At 68.7% G+C, this 13372-nt stretch carries 13 protein-coding genes; 2 read left to right on the top strand and 11 right to left on the bottom strand.

From position 1 onward, the window contains the following. Positions 1-2: 2 nt before the first annotated feature. The 11 genes from trbL to ACW172_RS11175 form a co-directional block, all read right to left on the bottom strand. Positions 3-1388 (bottom strand): P-type conjugative transfer protein TrbL, encoded by a 1386-nt coding sequence (gene trbL / locus ACW172_RS11225; protein ID WP_261339035.1) that lies wholly within the window; start codon positions 1386-1388, stop codon positions 3-5. 11 nt (positions 1389-1399) lie between these two features. After that, positions 1400-2173: a TrbJ/VirB5 family protein gene (locus ACW172_RS11220; RefSeq protein ID WP_156314136.1), complete on the bottom strand. Its 774-nt coding sequence runs from the start codon at positions 2171-2173 to the stop codon at positions 1400-1402. Continuing rightward, positions 2112-4565 (bottom strand): conjugal transfer protein TrbE, encoded by a 2454-nt coding sequence (gene trbE, locus ACW172_RS11215; RefSeq protein ID WP_119412793.1) that lies wholly within the window; start codon positions 4563-4565, stop codon positions 2112-2114. Before trbE ends, ACW172_RS11220 begins: the two co-directional genes overlap by 62 nt. A 9-nt stretch (positions 4566-4574) precedes the next feature. Then, complete coding sequence (locus ACW172_RS11210) at positions 4575-4853, bottom strand: VirB3 family type IV secretion system protein (protein ID WP_054764202.1); 279 nt, start codon at positions 4851-4853, stop codon at positions 4575-4577. Continuing rightward, positions 4853-5173, bottom strand: coding sequence for a TrbC/VirB2 family type IV secretion system protein (locus ACW172_RS11205; protein ID WP_054764203.1), 321 nt, complete (start codon positions 5171-5173; stop codon positions 4853-4855). Before ACW172_RS11205 ends, ACW172_RS11210 begins: the two co-directional genes overlap by 1 nt. Positions 5174-5686: 513 nt before the next feature. Continuing rightward, a complete protein-coding gene (locus ACW172_RS11200; protein ID WP_119412792.1) occupies positions 5687-7528 on the bottom strand; it encodes an ATP-binding protein in 1842 nt (613 codons plus the stop codon). A gap of 6 nt (positions 7529-7534) precedes the next feature. Beyond that, positions 7535-7753, bottom strand: a complete 219-nt coding sequence (locus tag ACW172_RS11195) for a hypothetical protein (RefSeq protein ID WP_054764205.1) — start codon at positions 7751-7753, stop codon at positions 7535-7537. A 135-nt stretch (positions 7754-7888) separates the two neighbouring features. Further along, entirely contained in the window at positions 7889-8809 is a 921-nt protein-coding gene (trbB, locus tag ACW172_RS11190; protein WP_054764206.1) for a P-type conjugative transfer ATPase TrbB, read from the bottom strand. Further along, positions 8806-9219 (bottom strand): hypothetical protein, encoded by a 414-nt coding sequence (locus ACW172_RS11185; protein WP_054764207.1) that lies wholly within the window; start codon positions 9217-9219, stop codon positions 8806-8808. Before ACW172_RS11185 ends, trbB begins: the two co-directional genes overlap by 4 nt. Beyond that, positions 9206-11083, bottom strand: coding sequence for a type IV secretory system conjugative DNA transfer family protein (locus ACW172_RS11180; protein WP_082382754.1), 1878 nt, complete (start codon positions 11081-11083; stop codon positions 9206-9208). Before ACW172_RS11180 ends, ACW172_RS11185 begins: the two co-directional genes overlap by 14 nt. Positions 11084-11276: 193 nt before the next feature. Continuing rightward, positions 11277-11681, bottom strand: coding sequence for a thermonuclease family protein (locus ACW172_RS11175; RefSeq protein WP_035306061.1), 405 nt, complete (start codon positions 11679-11681; stop codon positions 11277-11279). A gap of 101 nt (positions 11682-11782) precedes the next feature. Between ACW172_RS11175 and radC the strand changes: the two genes are divergently transcribed. Next, the gene (radC, locus tag ACW172_RS11170; protein ID WP_081836096.1) at positions 11783-12463 is read left to right on the top strand and encodes a RadC family protein; all 681 of its coding nucleotides are present in this window, start codon (positions 11783-11785) and stop codon (positions 12461-12463) included. Then, positions 12460-13371, top strand: coding sequence for a toprim domain-containing protein (locus tag ACW172_RS11165; protein WP_035306060.1), 912 nt, complete (start codon positions 12460-12462; stop codon positions 13369-13371). Before radC ends, ACW172_RS11165 begins: the two co-directional genes overlap by 4 nt. Position 13372: the final 1 nt, after the last annotated feature.

The following is a 13372-nucleotide window of genomic DNA, read 5'->3' as shown; positions in this document are numbered from 1 at the left end:
GCTCAATCCTCGGATCTGACGGTGGGCTTGAGGGCGCCGCTGTTCTCGCCGGCCGGCATCAGGGCGCGACCGGAGTTGGCGATAAAGAAGGCCTGGAGGGCGGCGGATCGGCCGGCGGCGCGTCCCCCCTTCGCGCCCCCGCCCAACGACCGGTCCTCGGACAGGGACGGCCGGGAACGGGTCTCAGCCTGGGGCCCGGCCTGGCCCGGAGGCGGCCCGGACGAATCCGGCTGAGGGGGCGGCGCCTCCGACGGCGCCGGGGTGGGAGAACTCGGGGCCGCCGCAGCGCCCGAGGTCGGCGCGGCGCCGCCGGTGGAGGGCGCCGGATCTCGCGTGCGCCCGGCGGGCCCCAATCCGGGTCCAGGGCCCGGTGATGGCCGCGGTCCGCCGCCCGAGGGCGCGCCTCCCGAGGAAGGGCCGGGTCCCGATGGTCGCGCCGCGGACGCGGCCCCGGCGGCGGATCGCGACGACCCGCCGATCGCCGCGGCCCGTCCGGCCATGGCGCCGACGCCCGCGACCCCGCCGGCGACGAGGGCTCCCGCCCCGGCGACGGCGAGCCCGCTGGTCAGGGCCGCGCCCGCCCCGAGGGCGGGGCCGCCGGTCACCAGGGCCGAGGCCAGGTTGGGGATGAAGATCGCCAACATCGCCAGCAGCAGGGCAGCGACCAGGATCGTGAGGGCTTCATAGATGTCGGGATTGGCGGAGGGCTGAAGCTGGTCGAAGATCGTCCGCGCGCCGGAGACGACGATGGCCAGGGCCAGCACCTTGAGCCCCGAGGAGACGACATAGCCGAGCGGTCGTTCGGCCAGGAAGGCGGTCTTGTTCCAGATGCCGAACGGCAGGAGGACGAAGCCGCCCAGGGTGACGATCTTGAACTCGAGCAGGGAGACGATGATCTGCAGGGCCAGGATGGCGAAGGCCAGCATGATGCCGATCATCGCCAGACCGAGAATCAGGGCGTCGGCCATATTGCCCATGACGTCGAGCGGGTTCTCGACCGGGGCCGGCGTCTCTCCCAGGGCCTTCACGATCTCCCAGCCCTGCTGAAGGATGGCTCCAGGGTTGAGGAACTCCTCGCGCGACAGCGAGCCTCCCCCGGCCGTCAGACCCAGCTCCAGAAACCCGGCGTAGAGGGTCTCGGACAGGGCCTGCCAGTCGTTGATGATCCAGGCGAAGGCGCCGATCAGCAGGACCTTTCCGAAGCCGGACGCCAGGACCTCCCTGTTGGGCGAGAGCGCCCACTGGATCCCTGTCAGGGCCACGACGAGCGCGATCAGCAGACCGAAGACACCGTTGACCGACCCGGACAGGGCGTCGAAGCCGGCGGTGACGGTGTTGGAAAACACCACCATCAGCTCGTTCGGGGTCTCCATTCCGGGGCCGGCCATGACAGCGCTCCTCAGTCCCGGGCGTGGGGCAAGGGGTTGAAGGACGGAGCGGCCGGCGTGGCGGTCCCCCGTTCCCAGAAGCGGCGGCGCGCCTCGATCGCGGCTTCGCGGTCGGCGGCCTGACGCGCCGCGCCCTCGGCCATCAGCCGGGACTGGGCCAGAAGCACGGTCCGCATGCTGGCCAGATCCTCGGCCAGAACGGACAGCATCTGGGTCGAGGACTGGATCGCGGCCGTCTCGCCCTCCGCCGCCTCGCTCGCGGCCATGGCCCCGCGCAGGCGGCCGTCGCGGCTCTGGGCCAGTCGCTCCAGCTCGGCCGCCGTGCGCGCCAGGTCCTCGGCGGTCCGGCGCGCGGTCGTGGACCGATCGGCGCCGAGGGCCGTGAGGTCCGAGAGGGAGAGATCGTCCGGATACAGATCCGCGAACTGCCGCTGAACGCCATCGAGGGTCGAGGCCGTCCCCCGGACCGTGCGCGCCAGCTCGCCGATGTCGCGCAGGGTCTCAGACGATCCCGCGAGATGGCTGTAGGGCGAAGCGGCGAGGCTGCGGGCCTGATTGGCCAGAGTGCGAGCCTCATTGGCGAGGCTCTCGATCTGCCTGGCGGCCGAGAGCATCGCCTCGACATCGGCCTTGGCGTCATACACCGCCCATTGCGCGCTCGCCGGCTGGGGCGCCGCCGCAAGGGTCAGCGAAAGCGCTGCAAGCCCGCAGAGCCAGCGTCGGCTATTCGGCCGCGAGACGATGGGCGACGGCCGGATCGAAGCTGTCGAAGACGTTGTCGACATGATGGACTCCCTTGGCTTTGAGGAATTCGCGGGCGAAGCGGTCAGGCCGCGGATCGGCCGGATCGAGAGCCGCCAGCACGCTCTCGATGAGAGTCTGGTCCTCGGGAGACGAGGCGCCGCAGAGGGCGAGCCCGGCTCCGCTGAGCTTGAGGTCGAAAAGCCGCCGCCCTTCGGGCTGACGCAGGTAGTAGGTGCGCTTGGGGGTGGCCCAGGCGATCAGCTCCAGCTGGCGGCGGTTGAGACCGAACATCCGGTAGAGGTCCGCCGAGGCCGGCTCGAGCGCGCGGGGGTTGGGCAGGAAGATCTGGGTCGGGCAGCTTTCGATCAGGGCCGAGGCGATCGACGAGCGCACGACGTCGTCGAGCGACTGGGTGGCGAAGACCACCGCCACGCCCTTCTTGCGGAGCGTCTTCAGCCACTCGCGGATACGGGCGGCGAACGCCGTCTCGCCGAGGAACAGCCAGGCCTCGTCGAGGATCAACAGGGTCGGCCGGCCGTCGAAGCCGCGCTCGATCTCGTGGAACAGCGCCGCGAGTACAGGCGCGACCGCCGACGGGGTCGCCATCAGGCTCTCGAGCTCGAAGCATTCGAAGGCGGCGAGCGTCTCGTCTTCCGGAGCGACGCCGTCGATCAGGGCGCCATGAGGCCCCTTGAGCGTCAGGGGCTCGAGAGCCGCGGCCACGGCCTTGTCCTGGACCAGGGCCGTGAAGACGGTCAGCGTCCGCTGCGCCACGGGGGCCTGGGCCAGGGCGCCGAGCGCGGCCCAGATCTCCTCGCGAATGCGCGGCGTCGGCTCGAGGCCCGCGAGCCGGACGGCATCCGCCAGCCACTCCGAGGCCCAGGCCCGTTCGCCGTCATCCTCGATGCGCGCCAGGGGCTGGAGGGTGAACGCGCCGCCGGGCTGGAGCGGATGCCAGCGCCCGCCGACCGCCAGGGCCGCGGCCCGCGCGCTGCGGCCCTTGTCGAAAACCACGACCCGCCCCTCGGGATAGCGGAACCATTGAAGGGCGAGGAAGGCGAGCAGCGCGCTCTTGCCCGAGCCGGTCGGCCCAACGACCATCGCATGGCCGACGTCGCCCACATGCAGGGCCAGCCGGAACGGCGTCGATCCACTGGTCCTCGCGACCGCGAGCGGCGGCCCCTGCAGGCGCGGGTCCGATGTCGGTCCGGCCCAGACCGCCGAGACCGGCAGGAGGTCGGCGAGGTTCAGGGTGGAGACCAGAGGCCGACGCACATCCGCATAGGGCTCGCCCGGCAGGGAGCCCAGCCAGGCCTCCACGGCGTTCAGGTCCTCGGTGCGGGCGACGAAACCCTGGGCGTTGAGCGTCGCCTCGATCGCCCGGGCCTGTTCCGCCGCCCGTTCGGGATCGCGCGCCATCACCGTGATCGTCGTGGTCAGATAGCCGTAGGCGCAGGCGTCCGAGCCGAGGGCTTCGAGCGCGCCGTCGCACTCGTCGGTCTTGGCCGCCGCATCCGTATCGAGGAGCGGGACCTCCTCCTTGGTGATGGCCTCGCGCAGGAGAACCCCGACCCCCTTGCGCTTGGCGAACCAGCGCTTGCGCAACTTGACGAGCTCCACCTCGGCGTCCGCCTTGTCCAGACCGATCCAGCGCGCGCTCCAGCGATAGGGGAAGGGCAAGGCCCCGAGGGCGTCGAGCAGTCCCGGCCGCGTGCTCGCCGGAAGCCCCCGCACCGAGACCACCTTGAGCGTCTGGCCGTCCAGTGTCGGAGACACGCCGCCGAGCAGGGGCGCGTCCGCCAGCCAGGCGTCGAGGAACATCGGCGTCGCGGGCAGCGCGAGCCGGACCGACCTCGGAGACACGCAGTCGTGCAGCCAGGTCAGGATCTCCACGTCGTCGAGCATCGCGACTTCCGGAAGGGCGTCGGCCAGAAGGTCGACGATCTGCGCGGTCTCGCGGGCGAAGGCGTCCAGGGCGGTGCGCCAGTCCCGGCTCGCCGGATCTGCGCCGTCGAACAGGACGCGCTCCACCCGGCGGGTCTGGTCCGCCGGCGGAAGCCAGGTCAGGGCCGCCCGATAGTCGGTCTCGTAGGCCGGCTCGCTGGTCTCGAAGAGGGAGCGGCGCTCGGCGTCGACCAGCCAGGCCGCGGCGATCTCGAACTCACTCGTGGGATAGGGCTGGGCGGGGCGGCGACGGGCCTCGACATGGAGGCACCATCCGCTGCCCAGACGCTTCAGGGCGTTGTTGAGCCGCGCTCGAACCGACATCAGCTCCAGGTCGGAGGCTGACTCCAGATCCGGCCCCCGGAACCGCAGGCCGCAGGTGAAGGAGCCGTCCTTGTTCAGCACCACCCCGGGAGCGACCATGGCCGCCCAGGGCAGATGATCGGCCAGAAGCGCGGGCCGGCGGCGATGTTCATCCAGAAAGCGCATGCTCAGGTCTCACGCATCGAGATGGCCCGGCAGGGCCAGATGGCGGCGAAGGACGTCGAAGAACCGCTTGTCAGCCCGTGCGGCGTAGAGTCCGATCGCGTGGGCGACCGCCCACCACAGGAGGCCCAGCCACCAGATCCGCAGCGCCAGCCCCAACACAACCGCCACGGTGCCCATCAGGATGGCGTAGTCGCGAGGCATCCCCGCCAGGGTGACCGGCTCGGTCAGGGCTGCCGCGACCGGAAGATCCCAGCCTGGCGGGCGGTGATCGGACGACGTCTCGGACATCAGGCGATCTCCGCCCCGCCGGCGAAGCCGAAGAACTGCAGGAAGAAGGTCGAGGCGGCGAAGGCGATCGAGAGGCCGAAGAGTATCCCGAGCCCTCGCCGCATGGACGATCCGTTCTCGCTCATGGCGACCCCGGCGCCGAACAACACCACCGCCACGACGGCGGCGGCCTGGACGACCGGCCCGGTGATCGATTCCACGATCTGCTGGAGCGGTCCCTCCCAGGGCATCCCGGATCCGCCCGCCAGGGCCTGTCCGGCAAAGAACAGGCCGCAAGTCACCGTCGCGGCCGAAAGGCCACGTTGAAGTAAACGTCGCATGGTTTGAGTTCCTGTGGTCGGGCCGGAAGGTCGGCGTTGACGATCCACAGCAAGCAAAACCATCCACAGCCTGTCAACGCGGCCTGTGAATATATTTTTACGGCGGAGTCTTGCTTCTAGATCGCCCTCGAAATCCAGCGACCGTCCATCAAAGTCTTGCAACGGCGCAAGTCGTCCGCGACTTTCTTCGATTCACCCGGAGGGCCCGTCATCATTGACTTCAGACCTCAATGCGTCCGGATTTCGCCGGAATGCGCGACAGGGCGCCGACGAGAGAATCGGATCGACGCCAGGCCTCCCGAAAGCGCGAAGCGCATGACGTCAGAAGCTTGTCGGACCGCCGAATATTGTCGGGCGTGGCCTGCGACGGATCAGCATGGGACCGGCGGATGCCGGCGGCCCCTTAAACAGGGGCCCGCCAAGACGTCCGCGACCGCCTGGAAGACGGCGGACACGCGGTCGAGGCGGTCGTCCATCGATGTCGACGATCGCGCCGACAGTCTCTGAGCCGAGTCAGGCGGTCTCGCGCAGGAAGTCGTCCTCGTCCTCGACCTGCGCCTCCTCCCCCTGTCGGTTGGGACGGAACTGACGCCCCATGCTTCGACGGGCGCTCTGGATGGAGTCGTAGAAATCGTCGGCCGCCAGGCTCAGGCTTTCCGGCGCGAGGGCGTGACGCACGGCGTCGGGATCCCATTCCTTGTTGAGCTGCTTGGCCAGGGCGAACACCACCGCCCGACCGACGCGCAGGACCATGCTCTTCTCCGCCTGTCTAACGGCGGCTTCACGCATGGTGTCGAGGTCGGCGACGGTCGCATAGGAGGCCTCGAGCGCATCCTTCATCTCGCCGATCGACGGATAGAGCATGTTGAGAAACAGCTGGCCGTTCTCATAATACCGACCGGCCCGCCCCTTCAGCTGCTTCTCCTCGATCTCCTCGGCTGTCCTCAGCAGGACGATCTCGGGCGCGCGTTCGCGGTCTTTCCAGAGATCGGCCGCCTTCGACCCCTGCGGGGCAAGGTTCAGATCGATATGCTTTGTCTTCGGCCTGGAGGCCCCGCCGGCTCCGCCCTCGCCGTCACGCTGGGGTTGGGCGCCCACGCCGCTCGCTGTATCGACCAGACGGATTCCCGTGGTCGTCGGCCTCGGGGAGACCCGGCGAACCCGCAGGTCGTCGAGCAGCTTCTGAAGTTCGTCACGGATGTCGTCGCTGGAGGTGCTCTCCGGCGCGAACGACCGAATGACGTCGATGAGCCACTGGGGGCGATGCTGGGCGACGAGGTCGCCGAAATGGGCGGCTTGAACGGTGTCCTGCTCACCAGCCTGGTATCGCAGGAACTGACGGTAGGCCTCCGGCAGCACGTCTGCGTCGTCCGGCAGTTCGATATGGACAGAGATGTGCTTCGATCCGAAGGGGATGCCGAACAGGGGGGCGTTGATGGACCAGCCGCGCCCGGTTTTCACATCATAAAGCTCGTCGCGATAGACGACGCCGGCGAGACTCAGGGCCGACTGGATGGCGCCGCTGATCGAGCGGTTATGGCTCGGCGACTTCTCATAGGGCGGGTCGTAGAAATAGTGAATCTTCACGCCGCCCGGCGCCTCGACCGTCTCGGTCCGCTCAAAGGCTCCGGCGGCGGCGCGTCGCGGCAGGGGCTCGAAAGCCCGGGTCCCGTCTCCGAGCTTGTGCGTTCCAGCCAGCAGGGTCACGCGCACGCCTTCAGGCAGGCGGTAGAACCGGTGATACAAGTAGGTGGCCAGCCACTGCGCATCGACCACCGGATCGCCGTTGTAAGGCGCACGGGCGGTCTCCTGATCCGCCTCGTTCCCCAGCAGGCGAACTTCCGTCCAGTCCTCCGTCAGGTCGTATCCTTCCTCGGCGGCCAGCTCGGTCACATCGATGACCTCGACGAGGTCGCCGTTCTCCAGCGTTCGCCGAAGACGCCCGTACCGCCCGTCGCGCTCGCAGAGGATCACCTCATTGACCGCGCCGGATTTGCAGGAGCGATAGACCATCCCCAGTCGGTTGGACGGCAGGGACGCCACCTTCGCGCCCATCCCGAAGTTCGCGTCCAGGCCCTTCTGCTTGCGGATGGACGAGGCTAGATCGCACATCCGGTAGAGCTCGGCGGCGTCCATCCCCGGTCCGGTGTTCCAGATCGCAAGCTTGGGCGTGTCGTTGAACGTCACAGTGCGGAAGATGACCTGACGACTGCCTTCGGGCGCGAGGGACGCGGCCTCCATTGCGTTCTTGGCCAACTCCCGCACCATCATGGTGCGCGGGCAACGCTCGATGGTGGTCGAGACGAGGAAATCGACATCGTCGATAAGGATCGGGGTGATGCTGGACTGGGTCATGGCGGCCTACAGCTTGAAGCCGGACTTGCGGGTCCGGGGAGCCTCGAAGCGGGCCTCGACCTCCGCGACGGCGTCACGCAGCGCCCGCATGATCTTCTTCACCTCCACGTCCTCGTACTCATAGACCTGCCGGTTCGACAGGTTGCCGATCCGGGCGATCGCATCGAGCGCCTTGGTGGTGCGACCTTCCGCCAGTTCACGGAATTTTTCGCGTTTCTGAGTCACGAATGAGCATCCTTGTGATCGTATTCGTCGATATTTTCGTCGAATACGAACCACACATCCGCACGATTTGCAATCACGCGGATATTTCAGGCCTATGGGGGAGCTGCCTCTCAGCTCCAGCGCGCGGTACCCTCGTCAGCTTTCAAGGGGCAGCAGGTCATCGACGACCCGGCCCGTCCGGGTCCGGCGGATGTGGACGATGATGTCGATGGACTGGGTGATCATACGGTGCGGGATCGCTGGCCCGACCTCGGCGATCAGATCCTCGATCCGGGACACAGCCTCGCGGGCGGAATTCGCGTGGATCGTCGAAAGGCCGCCCGGATGCCCGGTGTTCCAGGCCTTGAGGGTTTCGAGCGCCGCCGACCCTTCGCGCATTTCTCCAACGACGATCCGATCAGGTCGCATGCGCAAAGCGTCACGGACCAGGTCGACGACCCCGATCGGCACAGGGTGGCGGCGTGTGAGGGTGGCGACGAGATCCCACGCGGAACATTGAAGTTCGGGCGTATCTTCAATCAGGAAGACACGGTCGTTCGCAAACGCCGGCTCTGCGAGCAGCGCATTGGCCAGCGTCGTCTTCCCCGAACCCGTACCGCCCGAGATCAGCAGATTCCGGCGATCCCGCACCGCGGCGCGCAGGACCTCGGCCTGCCCCTCCGTCACCACGCCGTCACGGACATAGTCATCCAGGGTCCAGATCACGGCGGGTCGTTTCCGGATCGAAAAGGCAGGCGCGGCGGTTACCGGCGGGAGAAACCCCTGGAACCGCTCCCCGGTGACCGGAAGTACCCCTGCCAGACGTGGATTCTCCCGGGTGACCGGATCCCCGACATAGTCCGCGATCAACCGGATGACCCGTTCCCGGGCTTCTGACTCCAACTCGTGGCCGGTATCGGCGCGCCCGGTCCCGACGCGATCCAGGACCAGGCGCCCATCCGGGTTGACGAGGACTTCGACCACAAGCGGATCGGTGAGCGCCTCCAGGATGTCGGGCCCCAGCGCGTGGCGAAGCGCCTCCAGCTTCCGTTCGCCGACGATAGGATGGACGCTCATTCGGCCGTCCCGCGCTGCGGCCTGCCGCCCGAGATCAACCGGGCGGCCGTGTCATCGAGAAGCTGTTCGATCCGGCGGTCCACTGCGGCGCGGGCGACAGGATCCTGATCCGTGACGGCGTCCGGCAAACGCATGAAGAAGGCGCGGGCGACCTCGATGACCAGCTCCTGGATGATTTGCACGTCTCGCGCCGTCGACCGCATGTGGTCTCTTAGCGCGCGGTCGAGCTGAAGCAGACGGTCGTCCGGATCGGCGGGGAGGCTTCTGGCCAGGCCCTTCGCAAGCGAGCGTCCGGCGGCCTGGCTGATCGGAATATTGGCCGAGCGCGCTTCCCGCTGCAGGGCGGCGACCACGCGGGGGTCGGTGAGATAGACCTGAACCCGCGTCGCCCCGGTCTCACGCCCGCCCATCCCCGCCTCCCTGCAACCCGTCAAGCACCGCCTGTTCCGCCGCGAAGGCGGTCGAAATCCGCTCGTAGGTCTCGGCCGCCCTGGCGGCGACGCGTCGGTCATGGATCGCCGCCTCCACCTCTTTGAACAGCGGCAGGGCCGCCTCCGGATCCTCGCCCAGCCCCCGTCGTCCCGCCCATGGGTGAACCGGTGCGCCAGGCGTGTCGACGCCAGCCGCCTGATCCGGCGGCGGCAGGTCCGCGCGCGTCCGGAAGGGCCGCTCCCTGTCGTAGAGGACCTTGCGTGTCCGCAGCGGTCTGTGCCCTGCCGCAAAGGTCAGCTGCACCTCGTCCGGCAGCGCCCGGACTTCGCCCGGCTCCAGCAGGGGCCGTTCGATCTCGGAGCGGGACACCGAGCTCCGGCCGGCGCCCAGCCCCGCCGGACCGCTGCGGCTGGTCTTCCGCTCCAGCACGGTGCCGGTGAGCTTGGACACCTTGTCCTGTGTTAGCGGATCGAGAGCGCTGAAGGCGGTGTAGACATGGCAGTTGTCGAGGATGGTGTTGTTGGCCCCATAGGTCTCGACGATGTCGTTCAGGGACTGGGCGACGAACATTGTCTTGATGCCGTAGCCGCTCATCAGGCGCAGGGACTTCTCGAAGAAGGCCAGTCGGCCCAGCAGCGGGAACTCGTCCATGAGCATCAAAAGGCGCCGGCGCTTCTCGCGGCCCGCGTCGTCGGCGTGCTCTGCGGCGGTCAGGGCCTGGGCCGCCGCGTAGAAGAGAAGCCGGATCACCGGTCGCAAGGCGACGGCGTCGGCCGGAGCGACCTGCACATAGAGGGAGACCGGCGCCTCGGCGCACATCAGATCGCCGAGCGCGAAATCCGATGCCGACATCGCCCGAACCAGATCGTCGCCGGCCAGCCATTTGAGATAGCTGCGCGCCGTGCCCTGCACCGAGGTGCGAAAGCGGTCGTGCATCGCCGCGTAGCCCTTCACCGCCGTGGAGATGAACGGATGGACCTCGGGGACGCCCTCGGGACCCAGACGATGAAGGGTCCGGACCATGACGTCGGCGGCGGCGTCCAGATCGGCGAGGATCGTTCTCACCGTCAACAACGTCTTGTCCGCGTCCGGCGCCGTGTAGAGGACGTGCAGGATCACGGCTTCGAGAATCTCGGACGCCGCCTTGTCCCAGATGGCCTCGTCGTCCCGTGCGCCTCCCGGATCGCTGAGGATGGCGACCAGCCGCTGGACCTGCGCCAGTTCCTGGGGCCCCGGTCTGATCTCCGCCAGAGGATTGAAGCGCGCGGACGCCGGGTCTCGCGGGTTGAAGTAGAGCGCATGACTGTGCTGGGCGCGCCAACCGGCGGTCACCCGCCACAGCTCCCCCTTGGGATCATGGACCAGGACGCTGTCGGTCCAGCTCAACAGGGTGGGGACGACATGGCCCCGTCCCTTCCCCGCGCGGGTCCCGCCCGTCACGAGCGTCGGGCGCAGGTCGGTCGTCGCCAGAAGACGGCCCTGCAACCGCCCGAGGACGCACCCCGCGTCGTGCCTCAGGCCCGCACGGCGAGCCTCCGCCAGGCCGCCCCACCCGCGCGTTCGCTTCACGGCGCCGCCGTCGAACAGAAGCAGGCCCCCGGCGCCCGCGGCCATCACGAGCATGAAGACCGAGAGCGGCAGGGCGAAGGCGTCCCCCTCCGCCGCCCCGAACCTCTGGCGCCAGACGAGGATCATCCAGGGCCAGTAGACGCCTGTCTCGTCCAGCCGGAGCGCCGGCCCCAGCGTCACATGATAGCGATAAAGCCAGGCGAAGGTCTGGGTGGACGCCTGAAGCGCGACTAGTAGTGCGGCGACAAGACCGGCGAGGCGTGCTGGCGGCATGACGACCATCCGTTCGAAGACCATCGAGACTTCGAGGGAGAGGGCCGTTTGAGGCGACTTTCTGGCCGCAAATCCGGTCCTCGGGCGCCGTCGACGCCGATATAGAGGCGTGTCACGCGGGTGAGCCGTTTTGCCCGATCCGGCCGGACCGCAATATATTCTCGCTGTCGGCTCGTCTCCGAGCCGTGACGGGTCAGTTGCCGCCTTCGCGCACCCCGGCGGCCCTCAGGAGGTCGCCGACACGACGACCGTCGAGCCGGCAGGTCGCGATCACCCGATCATAGACGATCACCCGGCCGCTACGTCCTCGCGTCGCCACGCATTCGAGGCGTCGGCCCATCACCAGACGGCGCAACTGGTCCCGGGCGGCGCGTCCGCCCGGTGCGTTGAGCTCCGGGGCATTGAAGTCCGCGAGCCTCACCTCGATCCAGGTGGAGGGGTTCGTGCTGTCGCCGACGCAGAGCCCGTCGCCATCGCCGACATAGCGGGTTTGCCCCGAGAAAACCTGTCCGGCGCGATCTGGCAGTCGCCCCTCGCACGGATCGGCATGGGCGATCGCGGGCGCGGCGAGGAGCGGGAGGATGAGCCACCATTTCATCGGATCAACCTGGGCCGATCCGGTCGGATCGAAAAGCGCGATCGGGAAGAAAGGAAGGGCGGCCGGGAATGCTCCGCTTGGGAGCCTTGCTGGAGACCGCCATGCGCCCGCTTCCTGACCTCGAACCCGCGATCGCCGCGGCTGGGCGTTCGCCCGACACGAGTTCCCTCGCCAACCTCGACGACCGCGCCCTCCTCGCGCTTCTGCTGGGCCGCAGCATGCGACAGACATCAATGCCCGCCGTGGACGCCCTGTTCGACCGGTTCGGCGACATCGCCGCCATTGCTTCCGCCGATGTGCCGGAACTGGCGCGCGCCAGCGGACTGGGACCAGCGGCTCTCACCGACCTGAAACTGCTTCGTGTGCTCAGCGAACGGCTGGTCCGCGCCGAGGCTTCGAGACGGCCCGTCATCACCAGCTGGACGGCCTTGCTCGCCTATGTTCGGGTCGCATTGGCCGAGGAACCCCGCGAGCAGTTCCGGGCCCTGTTCCTCGACAAGCGCAACCGGCTCCTGAGCGACGAACTGGTCGCCCAGGGCACGATCGACCATGCCCCCGTCTATCCGCGCGAGGTCGTGCGGCGGGCGCTGGAGGGGTCGGCCGCGTCCATCATCCTCGTGCACAATCACCCTTCGGGCGATCCCGAGCCGTCCCGCGCCGACATCGAGATGACGCGGAAGATCGTCGACGCCGCCAAGGTCTTCGACATCCAGGTTCACGATCATCTGGTCGTCGGGAGGGACGGTACGGCCAGCCTGCGCACCCTCGGGCACTTCCGGTGAGCCTGCGCCAGATCGTGGCGATCCTCGGCGGAGACCTCTACCAGAACGGCTTGCGCGCCAATGTGCCGGCGCCCGGCCATGGGAAGGCGGACCGTTCCGTCTCGCTCCTGCTCGATGGCGGCCGTGTCGTCATCCACACCTTCGGCGCGGCCGATTGGCGGGAGGTGCGCGACGACCTGCGGCGTCGCGGACTGGTCGATCACGGCGGTCGGCTCATGGGTGTCGCGGACACGCCGGACAGGCCCGTGATCGACCACCCCCGACGGCGGGCGGTCGCGGGTGCGCTCTGGCAGGATGGGGTAAGGCCCGCCCGGACCGGCGTGGTCGCACGTCACCTCGCCGTGCGCGGCGTCGCTTGGCGGGAAGACCTCGACGACCTGCTCGAACATCCCCGCGCGCCCCTCTCGGTCTACCGGCCGGGGCGGCGCGTCGGACGCGCGATGATGACCGGGATCCGGTCGCCCTCGGGGGATCTCACGGCCGTCGAGCTCACCTATCTCGCGACCAACGGGCAGGTCGCATCGGGTCTGAGCGTTCCCCGCAAGACCGTGGGCCAAGTCCCGCCGGGATCGGCCGTACGGCTGCGTCCCGCGGCGGCGCGGATGCTGGTGGCCGAAGGCGTCGTCACCACCCTGTCCGCCATGGTCCGCTTCGACCTGCCGGGCTGGGCGCTCATGTCAGCCGGAAACCTCTCGCGGTGGCATGCACCCCACCATGTTTCGACGGTTCTAATCGCCGGAGACCGGGGCGAAGCCGGGGAGATCGCCGCGATGCGGCTGGCCAGGCGGCTCGAGCGCGATGGCGTGGAAGCGATCGTCGCCTTTCCCCCAGCCCCGTTCGGCGACTGGAACGAGGCCGCTCGAGACCATCAGAAAGCGGGAAAGGAAGGGCGCGGACGGGCGCCGTAAA

This window comes from Brevundimonas sp. ALps5, assembly GCF_058681645.1.
Note: the sequence above shows the minus strand (reverse complement) of the source record. Positions and strands in the feature narration are given on the sequence as shown.